General features: G+C 59.8%; 22 protein-coding genes. 18 read left to right on the top strand and 4 right to left on the bottom strand.

All coding sequences use genetic code 11. From position 1 onward, the window contains the following. Window positions 1-21 precede the first annotated feature (21 nt). Both LOY22_RS19710 and LOY22_RS19705 read left to right on the top strand, forming a co-directional pair. On the top strand, window positions 22-2,478 hold the full coding sequence (locus LOY22_RS19710) for an EAL domain-containing protein (RefSeq protein ID WP_258594541.1): 2,457 nt from the start codon (window positions 22-24) through the stop codon (window positions 2,476-2,478). Between the two features lie 36 nt (window positions 2,479-2,514). Then, complete coding sequence (locus LOY22_RS19705) at window positions 2,515-3,309, top strand: TenA family transcriptional regulator (RefSeq protein ID WP_093380409.1); 795 nt, start codon at window positions 2,515-2,517, stop codon at window positions 3,307-3,309. Window positions 3,310-3,311: 2 nt separating this feature from the next. Here the strand turns inward: LOY22_RS19705 and LOY22_RS19700 are convergent, their stop codons facing one another. The 4 genes from LOY22_RS19700 to LOY22_RS19685 all read right to left on the bottom strand — a co-directional run bounded on the left by LOY22_RS19700 (window position 3,312) and on the right by LOY22_RS19685 (window position 6,896). Further along, window positions 3,312-4,052, bottom strand: coding sequence for a YciK family oxidoreductase (locus tag LOY22_RS19700; protein WP_045195402.1), 741 nt, complete (start codon window positions 4,050-4,052; stop codon window positions 3,312-3,314). A 78-nt stretch (window positions 4,053-4,130) separates the two neighbouring features. Beyond that, on the bottom strand, window positions 4,131-4,802 hold the full coding sequence (gene mupP, locus LOY22_RS19695) for an N-acetylmuramic acid 6-phosphate phosphatase MupP (protein ID WP_258594538.1): 672 nt from the start codon (window positions 4,800-4,802) through the stop codon (window positions 4,131-4,133). Between the two features lie 2 nt (window positions 4,803-4,804). Next, the gene (gene ubiG / locus LOY22_RS19690; RefSeq protein ID WP_045195398.1) at window positions 4,805-5,503 is read right to left on the bottom strand and encodes a bifunctional 2-polyprenyl-6-hydroxyphenol methylase/3-demethylubiquinol 3-O-methyltransferase UbiG; all 699 of its coding nucleotides are present in this window, start codon (window positions 5,501-5,503) and stop codon (window positions 4,805-4,807) included. A gap of 61 nt (window positions 5,504-5,564) precedes the next feature. After that, complete coding sequence (locus tag LOY22_RS19685; RefSeq protein WP_258594536.1) at window positions 5,565-6,896, bottom strand: TRZ/ATZ family hydrolase; 1,332 nt, start codon at window positions 6,894-6,896, stop codon at window positions 5,565-5,567. Window positions 6,897-7,004: 108 nt separating this feature from the next. Here LOY22_RS19685 and mtnA point away from each other — a divergent pair, with 108 nt between their 5' ends. The 16 genes from mtnA (at window position 7,005) to LOY22_RS19605 (ending at window position 26,449) form a co-directional block, all read left to right on the top strand. Continuing rightward, window positions 7,005-8,081 carry an S-methyl-5-thioribose-1-phosphate isomerase gene (mtnA, locus tag LOY22_RS19680; RefSeq protein ID WP_093380413.1) on the top strand — a complete coding sequence of 359 codons (1,077 nt, stop codon included), beginning with the start codon at window positions 7,005-7,007 and terminating at the stop codon, window positions 8,079-8,081. Window positions 8,082-8,359: 278 nt separating this feature from the next. Continuing rightward, entirely contained in the window at window positions 8,360-11,002 is a 2,643-nt protein-coding gene (gene gyrA, locus LOY22_RS19675; protein WP_213603501.1) for a DNA gyrase subunit A, read from the top strand. A gap of 101 nt (window positions 11,003-11,103) precedes the next feature. Next, entirely contained in the window at window positions 11,104-12,189 is a 1,086-nt protein-coding gene (gene serC, locus LOY22_RS19670) for a 3-phosphoserine/phosphohydroxythreonine transaminase (RefSeq protein ID WP_258594534.1), read from the top strand. Then, window positions 12,189-13,283: a prephenate dehydratase gene (pheA, locus tag LOY22_RS19665; RefSeq protein ID WP_093380418.1), complete on the top strand. Its 1,095-nt coding sequence runs from the start codon at window positions 12,189-12,191 to the stop codon at window positions 13,281-13,283. The genes serC and pheA overlap by 1 nt, the downstream gene beginning before the upstream one ends. A gap of 43 nt (window positions 13,284-13,326) precedes the next feature. Then, a complete protein-coding gene (locus LOY22_RS19660; RefSeq protein WP_045195387.1) occupies window positions 13,327-15,567 on the top strand; it encodes a bifunctional prephenate dehydrogenase/3-phosphoshikimate 1-carboxyvinyltransferase in 2,241 nt (746 codons plus the stop codon). Further along, window positions 15,564-16,250: a (d)CMP kinase gene (gene cmk, locus LOY22_RS19655; protein ID WP_093380420.1), complete on the top strand. Its 687-nt coding sequence runs from the start codon at window positions 15,564-15,566 to the stop codon at window positions 16,248-16,250. Before LOY22_RS19660 ends, cmk begins: the two co-directional genes overlap by 4 nt. 125 nt (window positions 16,251-16,375) lie before the next feature. Next, window positions 16,376-18,055, top strand: coding sequence for a 30S ribosomal protein S1 (rpsA, locus tag LOY22_RS19650; protein ID WP_045195383.1), 1,680 nt, complete (start codon window positions 16,376-16,378; stop codon window positions 18,053-18,055). A 245-nt stretch (window positions 18,056-18,300) separates the two neighbouring features. Continuing rightward, window positions 18,301-18,597 (top strand): integration host factor subunit beta, encoded by a 297-nt coding sequence (gene ihfB, locus LOY22_RS19645; RefSeq protein WP_045195381.1) that lies wholly within the window; start codon window positions 18,301-18,303, stop codon window positions 18,595-18,597. A gap of 20 nt (window positions 18,598-18,617) precedes the next feature. After that, complete coding sequence (locus LOY22_RS19640; RefSeq protein ID WP_258594532.1) at window positions 18,618-18,860, top strand: lipopolysaccharide assembly protein LapA domain-containing protein; 243 nt, start codon at window positions 18,618-18,620, stop codon at window positions 18,858-18,860. A 108-nt stretch (window positions 18,861-18,968) separates the two neighbouring features. Beyond that, window positions 18,969-20,021: an LPS O-antigen chain length determinant protein WzzB gene (locus LOY22_RS19635; RefSeq protein WP_093380422.1), complete on the top strand. Its 1,053-nt coding sequence runs from the start codon at window positions 18,969-18,971 to the stop codon at window positions 20,019-20,021. A gap of 135 nt (window positions 20,022-20,156) precedes the next feature. Beyond that, window positions 20,157-21,296 carry a dTDP-4-amino-4,6-dideoxygalactose transaminase gene (gene rffA, locus LOY22_RS19630; RefSeq protein WP_093380425.1) on the top strand — a complete coding sequence of 380 codons (1,140 nt, stop codon included), beginning with the start codon at window positions 20,157-20,159 and terminating at the stop codon, window positions 21,294-21,296. Then, window positions 21,293-22,546 carry an O-antigen translocase gene (locus LOY22_RS19625; protein ID WP_093380428.1) on the top strand — a complete coding sequence of 418 codons (1,254 nt, stop codon included), beginning with the start codon at window positions 21,293-21,295 and terminating at the stop codon, window positions 22,544-22,546. The genes rffA and LOY22_RS19625 overlap by 4 nt, the downstream gene beginning before the upstream one ends. Beyond that, window positions 22,543-23,877, top strand: coding sequence for a glycosyltransferase (locus LOY22_RS19620; protein ID WP_258594529.1), 1,335 nt, complete (start codon window positions 22,543-22,545; stop codon window positions 23,875-23,877). The genes LOY22_RS19625 and LOY22_RS19620 overlap by 4 nt, the downstream gene beginning before the upstream one ends. Before the next feature lie 15 nt (window positions 23,878-23,892). After that, the gene (gmd, locus tag LOY22_RS19615) at window positions 23,893-25,014 is read left to right on the top strand and encodes a GDP-mannose 4,6-dehydratase (protein ID WP_045195372.1); all 1,122 of its coding nucleotides are present in this window, start codon (window positions 23,893-23,895) and stop codon (window positions 25,012-25,014) included. A gap of 2 nt (window positions 25,015-25,016) precedes the next feature. Beyond that, the gene (locus tag LOY22_RS19610) at window positions 25,017-25,982 is read left to right on the top strand and encodes a GDP-L-fucose synthase (RefSeq protein ID WP_093380434.1); all 966 of its coding nucleotides are present in this window, start codon (window positions 25,017-25,019) and stop codon (window positions 25,980-25,982) included. Continuing rightward, on the top strand, window positions 25,982-26,449 hold the full coding sequence (locus LOY22_RS19605; protein WP_045195367.1) for a GDP-mannose mannosyl hydrolase: 468 nt from the start codon (window positions 25,982-25,984) through the stop codon (window positions 26,447-26,449). The genes LOY22_RS19610 and LOY22_RS19605 overlap by 1 nt, the downstream gene beginning before the upstream one ends. Window positions 26,450-26,498: the final 49 nt, after the last annotated feature.

The raw sequence follows: 26,498 nt of genomic DNA, 5'->3' as shown, positions 1-26,498 counted from the left end.
GGCTCTGTTGCAAGGGACCTCATGAAGCGAAAACGGACTCTCGAAGCGCCAAAGTTGTTGGGCATTATCTGGCCATTTGTTGCTGTGGTGCTGTTTCAGGCCTTGCTCGGGAGCATCAGCCTGTACGCGCTGTCGGCAGTGCGTGGTTATGTGGCGGGCGAGAGCCTGTGGTCCAAGGGCCAGAAAGACGCCATCTATTACCTCAATCAATACGCTGACAGCCGCGACGAGGCGGTCTTCAAGAAGTATCGCAAGGCCATCGCCGTGCCCCAGGGCGGCCATGACCTGCGTGTAGCCCTCGACTTGCCGAGCCCGGATATCGACGCCGCGCGCCGTGGCATCCTCCAGGGCGGCAACCATCCCGACGACGTTTCCAGCGTGATCTGGCTGTACCTGAACTTTCATCAGGTCAGCTATATGCAAAAGGCCATCGAGCTGTGGGCAGTCGGTGACGGATTTCTGCGCCAGCTGGACGAAGTGGCCGAGCAGATGCACAGCGGTTTTCGCACCGGCCAGGCCGACGCCCGCAGCGTTGCCGGCTGGAAGGCGCAGATTGCCGCGATCAACGATGCCGTGACCCCGGCCGCGCGGGCGTTCAGCGATGCCCTGGGCGAAGGCTCGCGGATGTTGCTGCGGGTGCTGCTGGTCACTAACCTCGCTACTGCATTGTTTCTGATTGCCCTGGCCTGGATGCGCTCGAGCAAGCTGCTGGCCCAGCGCCAGGCCTTTGCCAATGCCCTTGAGGTGGAGAAGGAGCGGGCGCAGATCACCCTCGAATCGATCGGCGATGGCGTGATCACCACCGATGTCGAAGGCTGCATCGCCTACATGAACCCGGCCGCCGAGCAGTTGACCCACTGGCATGCCGCCCAGGCCCAGGGCCTGCCGCTGGCGGCGCTGTTCAGCCTGCTCGACGAGAACGCCGAAAAAGACAGCCTGACCCTGGTCGAGCGCGTGCTTGAAGGTGGCCTCAAGGGTGGCAGCGAACACACCAAGCTGATCCAGCGCCTGGACGGCAGCACCGTGTCAGTGACGCTGGTGGGCGCGCCGATCCTGGCCGAAGGCAAGGTCAGCGGTATTGTCCTGGTACTGCACGACATGACCCAGGAACGCCAGTACATCGCCAACCTGTCTTGGCAGGCGACTCACGACGCCCTGACTGGCCTGGCCAACCGTCGCGAGTTCGAATATCGCCTGGAGCTGGCGCTCAACGCCATGGCGCGCAAGCCGGCACGGCATTCACTGATGTTCCTCGACCTGGACCAGTTCAAGCTGGTCAACGATACCTGCGGCCATGCCGCTGGCGATGAACTGCTGCGCCATATCTGTGCGGTGCTCCAGGCCGGCCTGCGCGAAGGCGACACCCTGGCGCGGCTGGGCGGCGACGAGTTCGGCATCCTCCTCGAAAACTGCCCGCAGGAGCAGGCCGAGCGCATTGCCGAGAGCTTGCGCCAGGCCGTGCAGAGCCTGCATTTCGTCTGGAAAGGGCGACCGTTCATGACCACCGTGAGCCTGGGCCTGGTGCATATCGCCCAGGGCCCGACCACCCTCGAAGCTTCGCTGCGGGCCGCCGACATGGCCTGCTACATGGCCAAGGAGAAGGGCCGCAACCGCGTACAGGTGTACCACGCCGACGACAGCGAGCTGTCCATGCGCTTTGGCGAGATGGCCTGGATCCAGCGCCTGCACGTGGCCCTGGAGGAAAACCGCTTCTGCCTCTATGCCCAGGAAATTGCCGCCCTCGGCCCCCATGAGGGCGCCGGGCATATCGAGATTCTGCTGCGCCTGCATGACGAGAGCGGGCGCATTATTCTGCCCGACAGCTTCATCCCCGCCGCCGAGCGCTATGGCCTGATGACTGCGCTGGACCGCTGGGTGGTGCGCAGTGTGTTCAAGGTCATCCGCCAGTGCCTGGACGAGCAGCGCGAAGGCCCGTTGGCCATGTGCGCGATCAACCTGTCGGGCAGCAGTATTGGTGACGACAAATTCCTTGAATACCTGCAACGGCTGTTCAGCGAGTTCGCCATCCCGCCGCACATGATTTGTTTCGAAATAACCGAAACCAGCGCCATCGCCAACCTTGGCAGCGCCATTCGCTTTATCAACGAGCTCAAGGGCCTAGGTTGCCGGTTCTCGCTGGATGACTTTTGCGCCGGTATGTCGTCGTTCGCTTATTTGAAGCATTTGCCTGTAGACTTTCTGAAAATCGACGGAAGTTTTGTCAAGGACATGCTCGATGACCCGATCAACCGGGCCATGGTCGAGGTGATCAATCACATCGGTCACGTGATGGGCAAACGCACCATTGCCGAGTTTGTCGAAACCCCGTTGATCGAGCAGGCCCTGCAGGAAATTGGCGTCGACTACGCCCAGGGATACCTGATCGAGCGGCCACAGGTGTTCACCTGTGACAGCTTGCAGCGCAAACGGATTGCTGCAAGGCCCCTGTTGTTCAAGGCGCCGGGGACCTTTCGCTGAGATCCACCGATAATCACAAGGAACAAGGAGCTGACAGTGATTGACGCGTTCATACGTACTGGTCCATTGATGGACCCCAGCAGTTACCCGCTTTGGGCCCAGCAGTTGATCAAGGACTGCAGCGAGAGCAAGCGTCGGGTGGTGGAGCACGAGCTTTATCAACGCATGCGCGATGGCCGCCTCAGTGGCCGGACCATGCGCCAGTACCTGATTGGTGGCTGGCCGGTGGTCGAGCAGTTCTCGCTGTACATGGCCAAGAACCTCACCAAGACCCAGTACGCCCGCCACCCTGGTGAAGACATGGCGCGGCGCTGGCTGATGCGCAACATCCGTGTCGAACTCAACCACGCCGATTACTGGCGGTTCTGGGCCCAGGCCCATGGCGTCAGCCTCGAAGAGTTGCAGGCGCAGGAAGTTCCCAGCGAACTCAATGCCCTCAGCGACTGGTGCTGGCACACCTGTGCGACCGATGCGCTGGTAGTGGCGATTGCCGCCACCAACTACGCCATCGAAGGCGCAACCGGCGAGTGGTCGGCGGTGGTGTGCTCAACCGGTGTCTATGCCCAGGGCTTCCCGGAAGAGGGTCGCAAGCGCGCCATGAAATGGCTGAAGATGCACGCCCAGTACGATGACGCGCACCCGTGGGAGGCTTTGGAGATCGTCTGCACCCTGGCCGGCAACAACCCGTCGGCGGCGCTGCAAACCGAACTGCGCCGGGCCGTCTGCAAGAGCTACGACTATATGTTCCTGTTCCTTGAACGCTGCATGCAACAAGAACAGGAACAGCGCCAGCAGCCCGCCCGGGCCCGGGCGGAGCTGGCCGAGGGCTGAGCTTACTGGGCGTTGAACGCCTGGCCGTTGATGCCGGTGCTGTCCGGGCCCATCAGGTACAGGTAAACCGGCATGATCTGCTCTGGCAGCGGATTGTTTTCCGGTGTTTCTGCAGGGTAGGCCTGGGCGCGCATGCTGGTGCGGGTGGCGCCCGGGTTGACACTGTTGGCCCGCACCGGCGCCACCCCTTCAAGCTCGTCGGCGAGGGTCTGCATCAGACCCTCGGTGGCGAACTTCGACACTCCATAGGCACCCCAGTAGGCCCGGCCTTTGCGCCCGACGCTGCTGGAGGTGAAGATCACCGAGGCATCGGCCGACAGCTTGAGCAGCGGCAGCAGGGTGCTGGTGAGCATGAACATGGCATTGACGTTGATCTGCATCACGCGCATGAAGTTGTCGCCCGAGAGCTGCTCCAGCGGCGTGCGCGGGCCGATGATCGAGGCGTTGTGCAACAGGCCGTCGATATGCCCGAACTCGGCTTCGATCATCGCCGCCAGTTCGTCGTACTGGTGCGGCAGGGCGGTTTCCAGGTTGAACGGGATGACCGCAGGCTTGGGGTGGCCGGCCGCTTCGATCTCGTCGTAGACCTGGCTCAGGTTGGCTTCGGTCTTGCCCAGCAGCAAGACGGTGGCGCCATGGGCGGCATAGCTCTTGGCCGCGGCCGCACCGATGCCGCGACCGGCACCGGTGACCAGGATGGTCCGGCCCTTGAGCAGGTCGGGGCGGGCAGAGTAATCGAACATGGGGTTACCTCCTGGAAATGGGTGTGACTTCATCGCGGGGCTGTGGGAGCGGGCTTGCCCCGCGATGCGTGTCTGAAATCAGCAGCCGCAAAGCGCGTTGTCGAGCACCTTGCGCAGCTCCAGCGGATGGTCGACCACCACATCCGCACCCCAGTTGTTGGGGTTGTCATCTGGATGAATATAGCCGTAGCGCACCGCAGCAGTACGGGTGCCGGCATCGCGGCCCGACTCGATGTCGCGCAGGTCGTCGCCGACGAACAGCACGCTGGCCGGGTCCAGGTTGAGGGTCTTGCAGGCGAGGATCAGCGGCTCGGGGTCTGGCTTGCTGTTCTTCACGTGGTCCGGGCAGATCAACAGCGCCGAACGCTCGCTCAGACCCAGTCGCTGCATGATTGGCTCGGCGAAGCGCACCGGCTTGTTGGTGACCACGCCCCAGATCAGCTTGCCTTTCTCGATGTCGGCCAGCAGTTCGGCCATGCCGTCGTAGAGCTTGCTGTGCACCGCGCAACCTTGCTGGTAACGCTCGAGGAATTCCAGGCGCAAGGCCTCGAAGCCTTCGTCCTCGGGGTCGAGGTTGAAGGTCACCGAGACCATGGTCTTGGCACCGCCCGAGACCACGTCGCGAATTTTCTGGTCTTCGATTGCCGGCAGGCCGCGCTCGGCGAGCATGGCCTGGCAGATGGCGATGAAGTCCGGCGCCGTGTCGAGCAGGGTGCCGTCCATGTCGAAAAGTACCGCTCGCAAACGCATGCTTATTCCTCGCGCAGGGTCTGGATCATGTAGTTGACGTCAACGTCGTTGGCCAGCTTGTAATGCTTGGTCAGCGGGTTGTAGGTCAGGCCGGTGATGTCCTTGACGGTCAGGCCGGCGTCTCGGCTCCAGGCGCCGAGCTCGGACGGGCGGATGAATTTCTTGAAGTCATGGGTGCCGCGCGGCAGCAGCTTCATGATGTATTCGGCGCCGATGATGGCGAACAGGTAGGCCTTGGGGTTGCGGTTGATGGTCGAGAGGAACACCTGGCCACCGGGCTTGACCATACGGAAGCACGCGCGAATTACTGAGGAAGGGTCTGGCACGTGCTCGAGCATTTCAAGGCAGGTGACCACGTCGAACTGCTCGGGCATCTCTTCGGCCAGGGCCTCGGCAGTGATCTGCCGGTACTCGACGTTGACCCCGGACTCGAGCTGATGCAGCTGGGCCACGGCCAGCGGCGCCTCACCCATGTCGATACCGGTCACAGTGGCGCCGCGCAGGGCCATCGCTTCGCTGAGGATGCCGCCGCCACAGCCGATGTCGAGGACCTTCTTGCCGGCCAGCTTGACCCGCTCGTCGATCCAGTTGACCCGCAGCGGGTTGATGTCGTGCAGTGGCTTGAACTCGCTTTCGCGGTCCCACCAGCGGTGGGCCAGGGCTTCGAACTTGGCGATTTCGGCGTGGTCGACGTTGCTCATGGAACAGTCCTCTGAAACTTGGATAATTTGCTTTTGCCCGCCAGCACTGGCTGCCGGACGTTTATTCGTTGCGCGCGCCGATCCGCTGGCCCCAGGCACAGGCGGTGGCGTGCAGGGCCTGTTCGTCCAGGCGGGTCAGGCGCCGGTCGTCAAGCAGTGGCTTGCCGGCGACCCAGACATGCTTCACGCAGTCCCGGCCGCTGGTGTAGATCAATTGCGACACCGGGTCATACAGCGGTTGCTGGGCCAGGCCGGAAAGGTCAAACGCGACCAGGTCGGCGGCCTTGCCCACTTCCAGCGAACCGGTGATCGCCTCCAGGCCCAGTGCCCGGGCGCCGTTGAGGGTGGCCATGCGCAACGCCCGGTGGGCATCCAGGGCGCTGGCCGAGCCGGCCACGGCCTTGGCCAGCAGCGCCGCGGTACGGGTTTCGCCGAGCAGGTCGAGGTCATTGTTGCTGGCCGCCCCGTCGGTACCGACGGCGACGTTGACGCCGGCCTGCCACAAGCGCTCGACCGGGCAGAAACCGCTGGCCAGCTTGAGGTTGGACTCCGGGCAGTGCACCACACTGGTGTTGCTTTCTACCAGCAGGGCCAGATCCTCGTCGCTGACCTGGGTCATGTGAACCGCCTGCAGGCGCGGCCCGAGCAGGCCCAGGCGAGCCAGCCGGGCCAGCGGGCGCTCGCCGCGGGTGTGCAGCGATTGCTCGACCTCCAGGGCGGTTTCATGGATATGCATGTGGATCGGCGCGTCGAGCTCTTCGGCGATGACGCGGATCTTTTCCAGGTTGGCGTCGCTGACCGTGTACGGCGCGTGCGGGCCCAGGGCCACGGTGATGCGCGGGTGGTGGCGCAGGTCGCCGAACAGCTCGATGCCCAGCTGCAGGGCTTCTTCGGTGCTGCGCGCACCAGGGATCGGGAAATCCATCAGGGGCACGGCGATTTGCGCGCGGATGCCGCTGTGGTGCACGCGCTCGCTGGCTGCCTTGGGGTAGAAGTACATGTCGCTGAAGCAGGTGATGCCGCCTTTTACCTGCTCGGCGATGGCAAGGTCGGTGCCGTCGCGGACGAAATCTTCGTCGACCCAGCGCTCTTCGGCCGGCCAGATCTGCTCCTGCAGCCAGGTCATCAACGGCAGGTCGTCGGCCAGGCCGCGAAACAGGGTCATCGCCGCATGGCCGTGGGCGTTGACCAGCCCCGGGCTGAGCAGGCAGCCCGGCAGCTCGCGGGTTTGCGCCGCGATGAACGCCTGGGCCTGGCTGCGCGGGCCGATGAACACGATCTGCCCGTCGCGCACGCCCAGGGCATGGTCCTGCAAAACCACCCCGGCAGGCTCGACCGGCACCAGCCAGGCAGGCAGGAGCAGCAGGTCGAGCGGCAAAGCGGGTTTGGGCATGTCAGGTTTCCCTGGGCGATAGAAGGTGAGGGCGAAGTATACCCGAGCGTCCGCGCCTGGGGCTCGCTATAATCGTCCGCTTTTGATGTCCGAATGATGGGGTGAGGCATGCGCGATCGACTAATGGCAGCAGAGAAGGTGAAAGCCATCGATTGGCGGGATGGCACCCTCTATCTGCTCGACCAGCGCGCGTTGCCGTCGGCGCAGGTCTGGCTGGCCTGCAAGGACGCCGCCGCAGTGGCCGAGGCTATCCGCACAATGGTGGTGCGCGGCGCCCCGGCCATTGGCATCAGCGCCGCCTACGGCCTGGCCATGGCGATTGCCCAGCGCCTGGCCGCCGGCGGTGACTGGGAAATGGCCCTGGAAGAGGATTTCGAGCTGCTGGTGCACGCGCGGCCGACCGCCGCCAACCTGTTCTGGGCCCTGAACCGCATGCGTGAGCGCCTGCTGCGGCTCAAGGATGGCGATGACGTGCAGGCCATCATGGCGGCTGAGGCCGTGGCCATTCATGAAAGCGACCGTGAAGCCAACCTGACCATGGCCCAGCTGGGCGTCGACCTGATCCGCAAGCACCAGGGCAACGAACAGGCCATTCTCACCCATGGCAACACCGGGGCCCTGGCCACCGGCGGCTTCGGTACCGCCCTCGGGGTGGTGCGCGGCGCTTACCTGGAAGGCATGATCGAGCGCGTCTATGTCGATGAAACCCGCCCGTGGCTGCAGGGCTCGCGCCTGAGCGCCTGGGAGCTGGCCGGCGAGGGTATCCCGGCTACCATCACTGCCGACTCGGCGGCTGCCCACCTGATGAAAACCAAGGGCATCACCTGGGTGATCGTCGGCGCCGAGCGCATTACTGCCAATGGCGATGTGGCGAGCAAGATCGGCACCTACCAGCTGGCGGTCAATGCCATGCACCACGGCGTGCGCTTCATGGTCGTGGCGCCGAGCTCGAGCATCGACATGAACCTTGAAAGTGGCGACGACATCCTCCTTGAAGAGCGCAGCCCCAGCGAGTTGCTGGAGCTCGGCGGCGAGTCGCTAGGCGCCGACTTCGAGGCGTTCAATCCGGTCTTTGATGTAACTCCGGCCGACCTGATCGACGTGATCATCACCGAGAAAGGCATCGTCGAGCGCCCGGACACGGTGAAGATGGCGCAACTGATGTGTCGCAAGCGTTTGCATTGAGTCTTTGCCGTCGTCTGCGGCCTGTTGTAGCGGCTAACGGGCGTTATCGACGAGCAGTAGGGTAGTAGTGCCGCAGGCTACTCCCACCCTCTGGGCGATTGTGGTAACATCCGACGGTTTCCAAGGCCGCCCTGCGGGGCTGTCTTTACTGCGCAGATCCATGGCATAACTCGTTGATTTGTCGTAAGTCGTTGCAAGGAGTCACTTTGCAGCGGCGAGCTTCGTTCGTCCCATATGGATGTGACGAGGTTTCACCAGAAAAAGGAATCAGGCTTCTCATGGGCGAACTGGCCAAAGAAATCCTCCCGGTCAATATCGAAGACGAGCTGAGACAGTCCTACCTCGACTACGCGATGAGCGTCATTGTCGGGCGTGCACTGCCCGATGCGCGTGATGGCTTGAAGCCCGTGCATCGCCGCGTTCTGTATGCGATGAGCGAACTGGGTAACGACTGGAACAAACCGTACAAGAAATCCGCCCGTGTGGTCGGTGACGTGATCGGTAAGTACCACCCGCATGGTGATACCGCCGTTTACGACACCATCGTACGTATGGCCCAGCCGTTCTCGCTGCGTTACCTGCTGGTCGACGGCCAGGGTAACTTCGGTTCGGTCGACGGCGACAATGCCGCCGCCATGCGATACACCGAAGTGCGCATGACCAAGCTGGCCCACGAGCTGCTGGCCGACCTGCATAAAGAGACGGTCGACTGGGTACCCAACTACGACGGTACCGAGCAGATCCCGGCGGTCATGCCGACCAAGATCCCCAACCTGCTGGTCAACGGTTCCAGCGGTATCGCCGTGGGCATGGCGACCAACATTCCGCCGCACAACCTCGGTGAAGTCATCGACGGTTGCCTGGCGCTGATCGACAACGCCGACATCACTGTCGACGAACTGATGCAGTTTATCCCCGGCCCGGACTTCCCGACCGCGGCGATCATCAACGGTCGCCAGGGCATCATCGAGGCCTATCGCACCGGCCGTGGCCGTATCTACATGCGCGCCCGCTCGATGGTCGAAGACATCGACAAGGTCGGTGGCCGCCAGCAGATCGTCGTCACCGAGCTGCCGTACCAGCTGAACAAGGCGCGTCTGATCGAGAAGATCGCCGAGCTGGTCAAGGAGAAGAAGCTCGAAGGTATTACCGAGCTGCGCGACGAGTCCGACAAGGACGGTATGCGTATCGTCATCGAGCTGCGTCGTGGCGAAGTGCCTGAGGTGATCCTCAACAATCTCTACGCCCAGACCCAGCTGCAGAGCGTCTTCGGCATCAACGTGGTAGCGCTGATCGACGGCCGTCCACGGGTGCTGAACCTCAAGGAGCTGCTCGAGGCCTTCGTTCGCCACCGCCGCGAAGTGGTTACCCGCCGTACCGTGTTCGAACTGCGCAAGGCGCGTGAGCGCGGGCACATCCTTGAAGGCCAGGCGGTTGCCCTGTCCAACATCGATCCGGTGATCGCCCTGATCAAGGCTTCGCCAACGCCTTCCGAGGCCAAGGAAGCGCTGATCAGCACGCCGTGGGAATCCAGTGCCGTGCAGGTCATGGTCGAGCGCGCCGGCGCCGACTCCTGCCGTCCGGAGAACCTTGATCCGCAGTTCGGTCTGCGCGATGGCAAGTACTTCCTGTCGCCGGAACAGGCCCAGGCCATTCTCGACCTGCGCCTGCACCGCCTGACCGGCCTGGAGCACGAGAAGCTGCTGGCTGAATACCAGGAGATCCTCAACCAGATCGGCGAGCTGATCCGCATCCTCAACAGCGCCGAGCGCCTGATGGAAGTGATCCGTGAAGAGCTGGAGCTGATCCGCGCCGAGTACGGCGACGTGCGCCGTACCGAGATCCTCGATGCGCGACTGGACCTGACCCTGGGTGACATGATTCCGGAAGAAGACCGGGTCGTGACCATCTCCCATGGCGGCTACGCCAAGACCCAGCCACTGGCCGCCTACCAGGCCCAGCGTCGCGGTGGTAAAGGCAAGTCGGCTACCGGCGTCAAGGACGAGGACTACATCTCGCACCTGCTGGTCGCCAACAGCCACACCACCCTGCTGCTGTTCTCCAGCAAGGGCAAGGTGTACTGGCTCAAGACCTATGAAATCCCTGAAGCCTCCCGTGCCGCGCGCGGTCGACCGCTGGTCAACCTGCTGCCGCTGGATGAGGGCGAGTACATTTCGACCATGCTGCCGGTCGAGGAATACACCGAAGGTCACTTCATCTTCATGGCCACCGCCAACGGCACCGTGAAGAAGACCCCGCTGGAATCCTTCAGCCGCCAGCGCAGTGTCGGCCTGATCGCCCTGGAGCTGGACGAAGGCGACGTACTGATTTCCGCGGCCATCACCGATGGCGAGCGTGAGGTCATGCTGTTCTCCGACGCCGGCAAGGTGACCCGCTTCAAGGAGTCCGACGTTCGCGCCATGGGCCGTACTGCCCGCGGTGTACGCGGCATGCGCCTGGCCGAAGGGCAGAAGCTGATCTCGATGATCATCCCGGAAGAAGGCAGCCAGATCCTCACTGCCTCCGAGCGCGGCTACGGCAAACGTACTGCCATTAGCGAGTTCCCGGAGTACAAGCGTGGCGGTCAGGGCGTAATCGCCATGGTCAGCAACGAGCGTAACGGCCGTCTGGTCGGGGCTGTGCAGGTGCTCGACGGCGAAGAAATCATGCTGATTTCCGACCAGGGCACCCTGGTCCGTACCCGTGTCGGTGAAGTCTCCAGCCTGGGCCGTAATACCCAGGGTGTGACCCTCATCAAACTGGCCAGCGACGAGACCCTGGTGGGTCTGGAACGGGTCCAGGAGCCATCCGAAGAGGAAGGTGACGAGGACTTCGACGCCGACGTGGATGGCACCGAAGTGGACGCCGATGCGGCTCCACAGGCCGATGCCGCTGCCGACGAAGAGGCACAGCCGGAATAACCTATTAGTAGCGCAATCCTGGTGGGGGAGGTCGCGGCAGTCGGGCACGGCTCGCTGCCCGACCGGCTCCTGCGGACATCAAGAGCAGAGCGAGAGTGGATGTGAGCAAACGAGCCTTTAACTTCTGCGCAGGCCCTGCTGCGCTCCCTGACGCTGTACTGCAGCGCGCCCAGGCTGAAATGCTGAACTGGCGTGGCAAAGGCCTGTCGGTGATGGAGATGAGTCACCGTAGCGACGACTACGTGGCCATTGCCGAGAAGGCCGAGCAGGATCTGCGCGACCTGATGTCCATTCCTTCCAATTACAAGGTGCTGTTCCTGCAGGGCGGTGCGAGCCAGCAGTTCGCCGAGATTCCGCTCAACCTGCTGCCTGAAGACGGCACCGCCGACTATATCGAAACCGGTATCTGGTCGAAAAAAGCCATCGAAGAAGCCCGCCGCTACGGCAACATCAACGTTGCTTCCAGCGCCAAGGTCTACGACTACCTGGCTATCCCGGGCCAGAACGAATGGAACCTGAGCGACAACGCCGCCTACGTGCACTACGCCTCGAACGAGACCATCGGTGGTCTGGAGTTCGACTGGGTGCCGCAGACCGGTGACGTGCCGTTGGTGGTCGACATGTCTTCGGACATTCTCTCGCGTCCGATCGACGTCTCCAACTTCGGCCTGATCTACGCTGGCGCCCAGAAGAACATCGGCCCGAGCGGCCTGGTGGTGGTGATTGTCCGTGAAGACCTGCTCGGCCGCGCCCGCAGCAGTTGCCCGACCATGCTCGACTATAAGGTCGCGGCCGACAACGGCTCGATGTACAACACCCCGGCAACCTATTCCTGGTACCTGTCGGGGCTGGTCTTCGAGTGGCTGAAAGAGCAGGGCGGCGTCGAGGCCATGGAGCAGCGCAACCGGGCCAAGAAAGACCGCCTGTACGGCTTCATCGACAACAGCGACTTCTACACCAACCCGATCAGCGTCAACGCCCGTTCGTGGATGAACGTGCCGTTCCGCCTGGCCGACGAGCGCCTGGACAAGGCTTTCCTCGCCGGTGCCGACGCCCGTGGCCTGCTCAACCTCAAGGGGCACCGTTCGGTCGGCGGCATGCGTGCCTCGATCTACAACGCCCTGGGCCTGGACGCGGTCGAAGCGCTGGTTGGCTACATGGCTGAATTCGAGAAGGAGCACGGCTGATGTCGGAGCAGGAACTCAAGGCGCTGCGGGTGCGCATTGACAGCCTCGACGAGAAGATCCTCGAGCTGATCAGTGACCGTGCTCGCTGCGCGCAGGAAGTGGCGCGGGTCAAAACCGCGACCCTGGCCGAAGGCGAGACGCCGGTGTTCTACCGTCCCGAGCGTGAGGCGCAGGTGCTCAAGCGCGTCATGCAGCGCAACCAGGGGCCACTGGGCAACGAAGAGATGGCGCGGTTGTTCCGCGAAATCATGTCTTCGTGCCTGGCCCTGGAGCAACCGCTGAAGGTCGCCTACCTCGGCCCTGAGGGGACCTTCACCCAGGCCGCGGCGATGAAGCATTTCGGCCATGCGGTGATCAGCAAGCCGATGGCAGCCATCGACGAAGTGTTCCGCGAAGTGGCGGCCGGCGCCGTCAACTTCGGCGTGGTGCCGGTGGAGAACTCCACCGAGGGTGCGGTCAATCACACCCTCGACAGCTTCCTCGAGCACGACATGGTGATCTGCGGCGAAGTCGAGCTGCGTATTCACCACCACCTGCTGGTGGGTGAGAACACCAAGACCGACAGCATCAGCCGCATCTACTCCCACGCCCAGTCGCTGGCCCAGTGCCGCAAGTGGCTGGATGCCCATTACCCGAATGTCGAGCGCGTGGCGGTGTCGAGCAACGCCGAAGCGGCCAAGCGGGTCAAGGGTGAGTGGAACTCGGCGGCCATTGCCGGCGACATGGCGGCTGGCCTGTACGGCCTTACGCGCCTGGCCGAGAAGATCGAAGACCGTCCGGACAACTCCACGCGCTTTCTGATGATTGGTAACCAGGAAGTGCCGCCGACCGGCGACGACAAGACCTCGATCATCGTCTCCATGAGCAACAAGCCGGGTGCCTTGCACGAGCTGTTGGTGCCGTTCCACGAGAATGGTATTGACCTCACTCGTATCGAGACCCGTCCGTCGCGCAGCGGCAAATGGACCTACGTGTTCTTCATCGATTTCGTCGGCCACCACCGCGATCCGCTGATCAAGGCCGTGCTCGAGCAGATCAGTCAGGAAGCCGTGGCCCTGAAGGTGCTGGGTTCCTACCCTAAAGCGGTACTCTGAGGTATGAATGGCGTGCATGCAGGTTTGAACAGGGTCCAGCTCCGTGGTTGAAGTCGTGGTAAACAAGCCTGGGCCGATCATCGGCCGGCTGGTGGTGGTCGGGTTGGGCCTGATTGGCGGGTCCTTCGCCAAGGGCTTGCGTGAAAGCGGTCTGTGCCGCGAAGTGGTCGGTGTCGACCTCGATCCGCAGTCGCGCAAGCTGGCGGTGGAGCTGGGCGTGGTCGACCGCTGCGAAGAAGACCTCGCTGCCGCCTGCGTCGGCGCTGATGTCATTCAGCTGGCCGTGCCGATCCTGGCCATGGAAAAGCTCCTCGCGCGCCTGGCTCAACTGGATCTCGGCCAGGCGGTGCTGACCGACGTCGGCAGTGCCAAGGGTAATGTCGTGCGCGCCGCCCGCGAGGCCCTCGGTGCGCGATTGCCGCGTTTTGTACCCGGGCATCCGATTGCCGGCTCCGAGCAGAGCGGGGTGGAGGCTTCCAATGCTTCGCTGTTCCGCCGCCACAAAGTCATTCTCACGCCGCTGGCTGAAACCGAGCCGGCTGCGCTGGCGCTGGTCGATCAGCTCTGGCGTGCGCTTGAGGCCGATGTCGAGCACATGCAGGTCGAGCGTCACGACGAAGTCCTGGCCGCGACCAGCCACTTGCCACACCTGCTGGCCTTCGGCCTGGTCGATTCCCTGGCCAAGCGCAATGAAAACCTCGATATCTTCCGTTACGCTGCCGGAGGTTTCCGCGATTTCACGAGAATCGCCGGAAGCGACCCGGTCATGTGGCACGACATCTTTCTCGCCAATCGCGAGGCTGTCCTGCGCACGCTGGATACATTTCGCAGCGACCTCGACGCCTTGCGCGACGCGGTCGATGCAGGGGATGGGCATCAACTGCTGGGCGTCTTCACGCGCGCCCGTGTTGCCCGCGAGCATTTCAGTAAAATCCTGGCCCGCCGGGCCTATGTGGACGCTATGAACTCCAACGACCTGATTTTCCTGGCAAATCCTGGTGGCCGCGTGTCTGGCCGTATTCGTGTACCAGGTGACAAATCGATTTCCCATCGCTCGATCATGCTCGGCTCCCTGGCCGAAGGCACCACCGAAGTGGAAGGTTTCCTCGAGGGCGAAGACGCCCTGGCAACCTTGCAGGCCTTCCGCGACATGGGTGTGGTCATTGAAGGCCCGCACCATGGCCGTGTGACTATCCATGGTGTCGGCCTCAATGGCCTGAAACCGCCACCGGGCCCGATCTACCTGGGTAACTCCGGTACCTCCATGCGTCTGCTCTCCGGCCTGCTGGCGGCGCAGCCGTTCGACACCGTACTGACCGGCGATGCCTCGCTGTCCAAGCGGCCGATGAATCGCGTGGCCAACCCGCTGCGGGAAATGGGCGCGGTGATCGAAACTGCCGCCGAAGGTCGTCCGCCGATGACCATCCGTGGTGGCCACACCCTCAAGGCCCTGACCTACACGCTGCCGATGGCCAGTGCCCAGGTCAAATCCTGCCTGCTGCTGGCCGGCCTGTACGCCCAAGGCAAGACCACGGTTACCGAGCCTGCGCCAACCCGCGACCACACCGAGCGCATGCTCCGTGGCTTTGGCTACAGCGTTGACGTTGAGGGTCCTACGGCTTCGCTGGAATCTGGCGGCAAGCTGACGGCAACTCATATCGAAGTGCCGGCGGATATTTCCTCGGCGGCGTTCTTCCTGGTGGCTGCATCGATTGCCGAAGGCTCTGAACTGCTGCTCGAGCACGTCGGCATCAACCCGACCCGTACCGGCGTCATCGATATCCTGCGCCTGATGGGCGGCGACATCACCCTGGAAAACCAGCGTGAAGTCGGCGGTGAGCCGGTGGCTGACCTGCGCGTACGCGGGGCTAAACTCAAAGGTATCGAGATCCCCGAGCACCTGGTACCGCTGGCCATCGACGAGTTCCCGGTGCTGTTCGTCGCTGCGGCCTGCGCCCAAGGCCGTACCGTGCTGCGCGGTGCCGAAGAGCTGCGGGTCAAGGAATCCGATCGCATCCAGGTCATGGCCGACGGCCTGCTGGCCCTGGGCGTAAAGTGCGAGCCAACCCCGGACGGCATTATCATCGACGGCGGCGTGATCGGCGGCGGCGAAGTGCACGGTCATGGCGACCATCGCATCTCCATGGCCTTCAGTGTGGCCTCGTTGCGCGCCACCGCGCCGATCCGCATCCATGATTGTGCCAACGTCGCGACCTCGTTCCCGAACTTCCTCGCCCTGTGCGCCGAAGTCGGCATCCGTGTGGCAGAAGAGGGCAAGTCGTGAATTCCAACGCACCGGTCATCACCATTGACGGGCCAAGCGGCTCGGGCAAGGGCACCGTCGCCGGCCTGCTGGCCCGCGAGCTGGGCTGGAAGCTGCTGGATTCCGGCGCGCTGTACCGCTTGCTGGCCTTCAACGCCAACAACCACGGTGTCGACCTGACCAACGAAGAATTGCTCAAGGCCTTGGCCGCACATCTGGATGTGCAGTTCATCGCCGCCGAGCCGGGCAAGCTGCAGCAGATCATTCTCGAAGGTGAGGATGTCAGCAATGTCATCCGTACCGAAACCGTGGGTGCCGGTGCTTCCATGGTCGCCTCGCTGCCGGCGGTGCGTGAAGCCTTGCTGCAGCGCCAGCGGGCGTTCCAGGAAGCGCCGGGGCTGATTGCCGACGGCCGCGACATGGGCACCGTGGTGTTCCCGAATGCGCCTCTGAAGGTTTTTCTGACCGCCAGCGCCGAGGAGCGTGCCCGCCGTCGTTACTTGCAGTTGAAGGGCAAGGGCGAAGATGTTAGTCTGTCGAGTCTGCTAGATGAGATTCGTGCGCGCGATGAGCGCGACACCCAGCGCGCAGTGGCCCCGCTCAAGCCGGCGGCCGATGCGATCCAGCTGGATTCCACGGAGTTGTCCATCGAGCAGGTGTTGCAACGCATCAAGAGCGAGATCGCCCTGCGCGATATCGCCTGATGACCAGGAGAGCAGGCAGGGGCACCAGTCAACGTCCTGTCGGCTTTCCTTTATATGAACGAAACCCACATTGTCTGGAATGTGGCTGATGGGCGTATGTCCCGCCCTAATCTACAGGAATTAAAATGAGCGAAAGCTTTGCAGAACTCTTTGAAGAAAGCCTGAAAACCCTCAATCTTCAGCCGGGTGCGATCATCACCGGTATCGTTGTCGACATCGACGGCGACTGGGTTACCGTACACGCTGGCCTGAAGTCCGAGGGCGTCATCCCGCTCGAGCAGTTCTACAACGAAGCTGGCGAGCTGACCATCAAGGTCGGTGACGAAGTTCACGTTGCGCTGGACGCGGTCGAAGACGGCTTTGGCGAAACCAAACTGTCCCGTGAAAAAGCCAAGCGCGCCGAGTGCTGGATTGTTCTGGAAGCAGCTTTCGCCGCCGAAGAAGTGGTCAAGGGCGTTATCAACGGTAAGGTTAAAGGCGGCTTCACTGTCGACGTTAACGGTATCCGTGCGTTCCTGCCTGGTTCCCTGGTTGATGTCCGCCCAGTGCGCGACACCACCCACCTGGAAGGCAAAGAGCTGGAATTCAAGGTCATCAAACTGGACCAGAAGCGCAACAACGTTGTCGTTTCCCGTCGCAGCGTCCTGGAAGCCGAGAACAGCGCCGAGCGCGAAGCTCTGCTGGAATCCCTGCAGGAAGGCCAGCAAGTCAAAGGTATCGTCAAGAACCTCACCGACTACGGCGCATTCGTTGACCTGGGCGGCGTTGATGGCCTGCTGCACATCACCGACATGGCTTGGAAACGTATCAAGCACCCATCGGAAATCGTCAACGTTGGCGACGAGATCGATGTCAAGGTTCTGAAGTACGATCGCGAGCGCAATCGTGTATCCCTGGGTCTGAAGCAACTGGGTGAAGACCCATGGGTTGCTATCAAGGCTCGTTACCCAGAAAGCACCCGCGTCATGGCGCGTGTTACCAACCTGACCGACTACGGCTGCTTCGCAGAGCTGGAAGAAGGCGTGGAAGGCCTGGTACACGTTTCCGAAATGGACTGGACCAACAAGAACATCCATCCTTCGAAAGTCGTACAAGTCGGCGACGAAGTGGAAGTCATGGTTCTGGACATCGACGAAGAGCGTCGTCGTATCTCCCTGGGCATCAAACAGTGCAAGTCCAACCCATGGGAAGACTTCTCTGGCCAGTTCAACAAGGGCGACAAGATCTCCGGCACCATCAAGTCGATCACCGATTTCGGTATCTTCATTGGTCTGGACGGCGGCATCGACGGCCTGGTTCACCTGTCGGACATCTCCTGGAACGAAGTCGGCGAAGAAGCCGTACGTCGCTTCAAGAAGGGCGACGAGCTGGACACCGTCATCCTGTCGGTTGACCCAGAGCGCGAGCGCATCTCGCTGGGTATCAAGCAACTGGAAAGCGATCCGTTCTCCGAGTACGTTGCTAGCAACGACAAGGGTGCAATCGTCAAGGGTGTTGTAAAAGAAGTTGACGCCAAAGGCGCCATCATCACCCTGGCCGACGACATCGAAGCCACTCTGAAAGCTTCCGAAATCAGCCGTGACCGCGTTGAAGACGCGCGTAACGTCCTGAAGGAAGGCGAAGAGATCGAAGCGAAGATCATCAGCGTTGACCGCAAATCGCGCGTCATCCAGCTGTCGATCAAGTCGAAAGACGACGCTGAAGAGAAAGAAGCTATCCAGAGCCTGAAAGAATCCGCTCCGGAAGCTGCTGCTGACACCACCATGGCTGCGCTGCTGCGTCAGGCAATGGCCAAACAGAACTAAGTTCTGCTGGTGTTAAAAAAGGGCGACTTCGGTCGCCCTTTTTTATGCCTGCGATTCTTGCTTGCGGCTGAAACCCTTACGCCAGTGAGCTTCGGCGTAATCAATGGCAAACAGCTATCATCCATTACGCCAAGGCGTATTTCTTCAAAATCCGATTAAGTCAAGAACCGCCCTGTTCAAATCCCTCAGGTCATGCTAAAAACAACGGAGCAATGATCTAGCTGCTTGATAAAGAAGGGAAAAATATGACGAAGTCGGAGCTGATCGAACGTATTGTCACCCATCAAGGGCTGCTCTCATCCAAGGATGTCGAGCTGGCCATCAAGACCATGCTTGAGCAAATGTCCCAGTGCCTGGCCACTGGCGACCGCATCGAAATCCGCGGCTTTGGCAGCTTCTCCCTGCACTATCGTGCCCCCCGCGTAGGTCGCAACCCAAAAACCGGTCAGTCCGTCAGCCTGGATGGCAAGTTTGTGCCACACTTCAAGCCGGGGAAGGAGCTGCGGGATCGGGTGAATGAGGAAGAGTCCCAAGAACACTAATCGGATAAAAGGAAGCCTCCGTGCGGAACTTCAAGCGGTTGATTTTGGTCGTATTTCTTTTGCTGCTAGCAGCGATGGTGCTGATTTTTGTGCTGGATAATCAGCAGCCGGCGTCATTGCATTTCATGGCCTGGACACTGCCTTCCCTGCCGTTGGCTGTATTTGTACTTATCGCATTGCTGGCTGGTCTGGCTGTGGGCCCCTTGTTGGTGCTGGCCGGCCGATTGCTTGGCAAAGAAGGGCGGGGGCGAGCTAAAGTTTGATTTTCGTAGCCTGCTTGGCGATTGCCAATGGCAAGGGCGTGGCTGTTATAGATGTAAAAACGCTCAACGATAAGAGCGCAGCGAAACCTGATAAGGACTGAATTATAAATGCGCAACACCCCCGAGAGTAATCGGTTAGATCCAGAGTTGGACGTGCTTGAGTTACTTGGAAGCCTTTGGGCGAAAAAACTGATTATCTTGTCAGTCATGTTCCTCGCCGTCCTGGCAGCTGTGATTTATCTGTTCATCGCCAAGCCTGTTTATGAAGCCCGGGTTTTTGTCATTCCGCCGACCCAGAATGGTATCGCCGATTTCAACTACGGTCGTACTGCCGAGGCTGAGCTGAAACCGTACTCGGTCAAGGATGTGTACGAGGTTTTTTTGCGTGATCTTCAAGCGGAATCGTTGCGCCGTAGTTTTTTTGAAGAGTTTTATCTGCCATCGCTCAGCGAGTCAGAGCGTGCGGGTTCGCAAACTCGACTTTACGAAAAATTTTCTCGTGAGTTGGTGATTTCACCCAGTGGAAAAGACTCCCCTGATCGCTATTCGTTGACAGTGCAAGGCGAGGATCCACAGCGTGTGGTCGCCTGGGCCAAGACTTACGTTATGCGCGCCGGTGATTCGGCTCGTGAAGAGATGATAAAGAACGTCACCCGCGAAGCAGAAGTTCGCGCGAGGAATCTGGCTCAACAGATTGATCGTTTGCGCGAAGGTGGGCAGAAGGTGCGCGAGGACCTTATTGTTCAGTTGCGCGAGGCGCTGAATGTTGCGCGTGCAATTGGTTTGAAAGAGCCGCCGATTATCAGTGGGAATTTGTCTACCGAAGTGTCTGCGGGTATGGATGGGCACTTGAGCTACATGCGTGGTACCAAGGCGCTGGAGGCGGAGATTCAGAACCTCGAGCAGCGCAGGTCTGACGATCCGTTCATTACCCGTTTGCGTGACCTGCAGGCCCGGTATGCGTTCTATATGAGTGTTGAAGTCAACCCTGAGAGTGTAGCGGTTTTTCGCATCGACGGTCCTATAGAACAGCCTGACGCCCCGATCAAGCCAAGAAAATCTGTGGTGCTGGCCATGGCTGCGCTGGCTGGATTGCTCCTGGGTGTAGGCTATGTCCTGTTGGCGGCAGCGATGCGCCGGCGGCCGGTTCGACCGCAATAATTAAAGTGCTCGGTCATGACTCCAAAAGCGGCGGCGCCGCTTTTGGTGTTTCCGGGGCAGGCTCTGTTTTATCGTGAGGCCCGCTTTGCTATCGTGCAGCAAGGCGGCCTGAAAGCGAATTTTCGAGGGTGTAGCATGATTCCGTTCAACAAACCACCTTACACCGGTGCGGAAGATCAGTACGTTATTGCGGCGATGCGCAGCGATAAAATGTCCGGAGATGGCGAGTTTAGTCAACGCTGCCAACAGTGGTTTGAGACAAGCTTTGCTTGCTTGCGCACGTTGTTAACGCCGTCCTGTACCCAGGCGCTCGAAATGGCAGCACTGCTTCTGGATATTGGCCCTGGCGATGAAGTCATCATGCCAAGCTATACCTTTGTCAGTACCGCCAACGCCTTTGTTTTGCGCGGTGCCAAAATTGTCTTTGTTGATGTTCGGGCTGACACCATGAATATCGACGAAACCTTGGTTGAACAGGCGATTACCGAACGAACAAAAGCGATCGTTCCTGTGCACTATGCCGGTGTTGCCTGCGAAATGGACACGTTGATGGCCATTGCCGAGAAGCACGGCCTGTTCGTTGTCGAAGATGCGGCTCAAGGCATGATGTCGACCTACAAAGGACGGCCGCTGGGCACCATTGGGCATTTGGCGGCTTACAGCTTTCACGAGACCAAGAACTATACCAGCGGTGGTGAGGGGGGCTTGCTGCTGATTAATGACGAGCGCTTTGTTTTGCGTGCAGAAGTCATTCGTGAGAAAGGTACGAACCGCTCGCAGTTCTTTCGTGGGCAGGTCGACAAGTACACGTGGCGTGACATTGGCTCAAGTTTCTTGCCGGGTGAGTTGCAGGCTGCTTACCTCTATGCACAGTTGGAAAAATCGAAAGAGATCAATGCCCGTCGACTGCAAATCTGGGATATGTATCACCAGGCCTTTGCGGCTTCGGAATTGCATGGGCTGGTTCAGCGTCCCCAGGTTCCGGAGGGCTGCGAGCACAATGGCCATATGTACTACCTGAAACTCCAGTCGCTCGACCAGCGTGCGAAGTTCATCAGCCATATGCGTCAGCGCGAAATCTTGACGCCATTCCACTATATCCCTCTGCATGCCAGCCCTGCAGGCCAGCAGTTCGGCAGGTTTGTCGGTGACGACGTAGTAACGACTCGTGACAGTGAACGACTGGTTCGCCTTCCGGTCTGGTTCAACATGACTGATGCCATGGTGGCTACCGTCATTGATGCAGCGCTCGAGGGGCTGAGTTCAATTCAATGAGTGCTGTCCGTTCAGCCCTGTTCACGGGTGGCGCCCATGCATCGAAAGTGCTCATGGGCTTCATCCTTCTTAAGGTCATGGCTGTTTATCTTGGTCCGGAGGGCGTGGGTAAGCTCGGGCACCTGATGAGTGTTGTCAGTGTGCTGACGATTCTTTCCGGAGGCGGCATCATCAATGCGTTGGTCAAGTACTGTTCTGAGTACCACCAGACGCCCAGGAAACTGCTGCGTTTCATTTCGGCTGCGGTCACCTATGCCCTGTTATTCTCTCTGTTGGTTTGTATTGCGGGGATAGTGCTTTCACGGCCGCTTTCACTGTTTGTATTTGGTGTCGATGACTATCAGTCGATCATCATTCTGCTGGCCATTGCCCAGTTGGCACTGGCGTTTGCAAATGTTGTTTTCGGTGTCACCAATGGCTTGCGTGTAACCCACGTTTTCGCCTACAGCCAGATTCTTGGCAACGTCTTGGCGGTCCCTTTGTTATGGTTCTGTATCTCCCGTTATCTGGAGTATGGGGCCGGGGTTTCCATCGTTCTGGCTTCATCCTTGTGCGCGCTACCAGCACTGTACTTTTACCGTCGCTCACCTTTTTGGGGGCGGATTCGCCTATTCAAGATTGATGGGCTGTCGTTCCGGCAATTGTTTGCCTATACCACAATGCTGGTGGTCAGCACGCTGGCATTCCCGCTGGTAGAAATCACTGTGCGCAGCATGTTGATTTCCCAGGTGGGCTATCACGATGCGGGGATCTGGCAGGCGGCGATTCGCTTTTCTGCGGCGTACCTGGGTTTCTTTACCATGTTCCTGGCCTTCTATTTTGTGCCACGGATTTCCCCTGAACAGGACAGTACTGTCGTGGTGAAGATGACACTCCGGCACCTGTATCTGGTTCAGGCTATTTTTGTCCTTGGTGCGGGGACGCTGTACCTGGGGCGAACGTTCTTCATAAAGCTTATTTTTTCCGAAGAGTTTAGCCCGCTGGCCGACCTGATTATTTATCAGTTGCTGGGGGACTTTTTCAAAATATCGGCCTATGTAATCGGTTTTATCGCCGTGGCGAAGGCGGCAACGAAGTTATATATTATTGCCGAGGTGCTCCAGGGCGGTTTGTTTTTGTTGGGTGCCTGGCTGATGAGTCGCGCTCAGGTGGGCGTTGAAAGTGTTATGCAAGCATACGTTGTTACTTATATCCTGTACTTCGTTATTTGCTTGATCGGTTTGCGGGTTTATATGAGGAAGCAGCGTTGAGTCTCAAGGAAACCGGTGCGTCCGAGCGGGCGCAGCAAGCGTTCAGTGCCAGGGTCATTCACTTGTCTACCAATGATTTTGGTGGTGCCGGCAGTGCGGCTTTGCGCTTTCACGCGTCCTTGCTGGCAGCCGGGCACGACTCGCAATTGTTTGTGGCTGAATCCCGATCGTCCCATACCGTGCCGGCGGTAACGCGGGTGGTGAGCGAACTGTTCAAGGTCCGTATCAAGGCGTTTGCCAGGAAGCACTTGCCATCAAAAGTGTTCTCCAGGGTGCGGGCCCACTTTGCCGCTCGCGAGCGATTTTCGGCAAAAAGAAAGTACCTGTTCTTTTCTGTCGGCGAGTCCGCGGTTCAAGGCATCAATCCCGAGCTGGTTCAGCGTATTACCTCGGCAGATGTGCTCTTTGTGCACTGGGTTGCGGGCTTTGCCAACAGCTTCGATGTCCTGCAGATCCAGAGAAAAACTGGTTGCAAGGTGTATTACACCTCAATGGACATGGCGCACCTGACCGGTGGCTGCCACTACTACTGGCAGTGCACGGGTTTCCAGGTCGATTGCTCTGATTGTCCGGCGCTCGATCAGCGCCAGAAAAATTATGCGGCTTATCAGTTGCGCGCCAAGTCGGTGAATATTCTGCAGATGAAGGCGACATTATTGTCGGGTAGCCAGCGCATTCATGAGGCCGGAAAGCGCTCTGCCATTCAATATGCTGACCATCAGCTGTTGTCGCTGCCGCTGGACGCCGACCTGTTCAAGCCAGAACTGGCGCAGCGTGCTCCGGAGCGTTCGGTGCAGTTCCGGATGCTTACCAATGCCAATGATGCTGACGACCCGCGCAAGGGTTTTGAATACCTCTCCCAAGTGCTCGTCTGTCTGGAGCAGCAGTTGCTCGCGGGGGAGGAGATTGGTCTCCTGTGCCTGGCGCCGGATCGCTTCTCTCATCTGGGTCTTGAGCGTGTTAAAGTGATCCAATTCGACTACTGTCAAGGCGATGCCGCGTTGGCGGCGCTTTATCGTAAGGCTGATCTGTTTGTCAGTACGTCAATCGAAGATGCTGGCCCTATGATGGTAGGGGAAGCGCTAATGTGTGGCGTACCCGTAGTGGCATTTGATGTCGGCATCGCCACGGAGCTCGTGGAAGAAGGTCGCAATGGTTTTATCGTCGACCGGCTTGATGTCCGGCAAATGGCAGCACGTATCCTCAGTGTTTACCGGGCGCAAGCGCCTGATCTCGAGCAACCCGGCGTCATTCACGAGCGCGCAGCGCGTGTGTTCAGCCATCTGCACTGGGCTGACAGGGTTTCTGATTTGATTTCGGCTGAAATATAGAACTGGATAATTGAAATGAAAAAGAAAGCTTTAATTACTGGCGTTACCGGGCAAGACGGTTCTTATCTCGCCGAATTGTTGCTGGAAAAAGGTTACGAAGTTCACGGAATCAAGCGCCGGGCTTCTTCATTCAATACCCAGCGTGTGGACCATATCTATCAGGATCCACATGTTGCCAATCAAAATTTCGTTTTGCACTACGGTGATCTTTCCGACGCTTCCAACTTGACCCGCATCATCAAGGAAGTTCAGCCTGATGAAGTCTACAACCTGGGCGCCCAGTCTCATGTTGCGGTAAGTTTTGAGTCGCCTGAGTACACCGCGGATGTCGATGCCTTGGGTACCCTGCGGATTCTCGAAGCCATTCGCTTGCTCGGCCTGGAAAAGAAAACCCGCTTCTATCAGGCGTCGACCTCTGAGCTGTATGGCCTCGTCCAAGAGACGCCGCAGCGTGAAACCACGCCGTTCTATCCGCGTTCGCCCTATGCGGTGGCGAAGATGTATGCCTACTGGATCACGGTCAACTACCGTGAAGCCTACGGTATGTATGCCTGTAACGGTATTCTCTTCAACCACGAGTCGCCGCGTCGCGGCGAGACTTTCGTGACCCGCAAGATTACCCGTGCCTTGGCCAATATCAGTCAGGGGCTGGAAGATTGCCTGTACCTGGGCAACATGGACGCGCTGCGTGACTGGGGGCATGCCAAGGACTACGTTCGCATGCAGTGGATGATGCTGCAGCAGGAAGTTGCTGATGATTTCGTCATTGCTACGGGTGTGCAGTACTCGGTTCGCCAGTTCGTCGAGTGGTCAGCAGCGGAGTTGGGTGTCTCGTTGCGCTTCGAAGGCACGGGTGTTGATGAGGTTGCGATCGTTTCCGCCATCGAAGGTGACAAGGCGCCAGCGCTGAAGGTTGGCGATGTCATTGTGCGTGTCGACCCGCGCTACTTCCGTCCTGCGGAAGTAGAAACTTTGCTGGGCGATCCAGCCAAGGCAAAAGAGAAGCTGGGCTGGGTGCCGGAAATTACCGTTCAGGAAATGTGTGCGGAAATGGTCAGCGAAGATCTCAAGGTGGCCCAGCGCCACGCGCTGCTCAAGTCCCATGGTCATGACGTGCATGTAGCGGTGGAGCGTTAATCGTGAGCAAAGAAACGGTTTTCGTTGCCGGTGACCGCGGTATGGTCGGCTCGGCATTGATGCGTGCATTGAAGCAGCAGGGCTACACCAACATCGTTACGCGAACCCGGGAAGAGCTCGACCTGCTGGATCAGCGCCAGGTCAGTGCGTTCTTTGCCGAGCAGCAGATCGATCAGGTTTACCTGGCAGCGGCCAAGGTAGGGGGTATTCATGCCAACAATGAATACCCAGCTCAGTTCATTTATGAAAACCTGATGATTGAGGCCAACATCATTCAGGGCGCGTACGCCAGCGGCGTAAAAAAGCTGCTGTTTCTCGGGTCTTCGTGTATCTATCCAAAGTTCGCTGAGCAACCAATTGAAGAGCGAGCGTTGTTGACTGGCGTACTGGAGCCTACCAACGAGCCTTACGCCATCGCCAAGATTGCCGGTATCAAGCTGTGTGAAAGTTACAACCGCCAGTATGGGGTGGATTACCGCAGTGTCATGCCGACCAACCTGTACGGTCCTCATGACAACTATCATCCGCAAAACAGCCATGTGATTCCGGCGCTGATTCGTCGTTTTCATGAGGCCAAGGTGCGGGGTGACCAGGAGGTGGTCATCTGGGGCAGCGGCACACCGATGCGCGAGTTTCTGCACGTAGATGATATGGCGGCGGCCTGCCTGCATGTCATGAACATGGAGTCGCAGGTGTATCAGCAGCATACCCAGCCGACCTTGTCACACATTAACGTGGGGACAGGCGTCGACTGCACTATTCGTGAGCTGGCTGAAACCATTTGTCGAGTGACCGGTTATCAGGGGCGTCTTGGCTTTGATGCCAGCAAGCCTGATGGCACGCCAAGAAAGCTGCTGGACGTCTCTCGTTTGAAGAACCTCGGCTGGCAGGCCTCTATCAGTCTCGAAGATGGCCTGGTCGATGCCTATCAGTGGTTTGTCGATCACGAAAGTTCGGCCAGACGCTAATGGCCGGCTATCTGCAGGCGGATGCATTCCGCACAGTCGTCATGCATACGCCTCTGATAGCGATTGACCTGCTCGTGTTGAATGAGCACGGGCAAGTGCTTCTGGGCGAGCGTTTGAATCGTCCCGCCCAGGGATACTGGTTTACCCCCGGGGGGCGGGTGCGCAAGAACGAGTCACTGGAACAGGCGTTTCGCCGCATCAGTCACTCCGAGCTCGGGGTGCAACTGTTAATGGCGAGCGCGACGTTTCGCGGTGTGTACGAACACTTCTACCGCGATAGTTACTTTTCGGCAGATGAGCACGATTCGGGCACTCACTATGTGGTACTCGCCTATACCCTGTTACTGGCAGATTCGGCACTTGAAAGCCTGCCACGTGAACAGCATGCTGAATATCGCTGGGTCGACGTGCGCACAACTTCGTTGCGCGTGCATCAGCATGTCTTGGACTATTTCGATCAGGGCTGAGGGTTAAGCGAAGCGGGCAGTTGCTCTGTTTCACATGGTCGCTCGGGGT

This window comes from Pseudomonas sp. B21-035 (assembly GCF_024748945.1).
Lineage (GTDB): Bacteria > Pseudomonadota > Gammaproteobacteria > Pseudomonadales > Pseudomonadaceae > Aquipseudomonas.
This window is presented reverse-complemented; position numbering and strand designations above follow the sequence as displayed.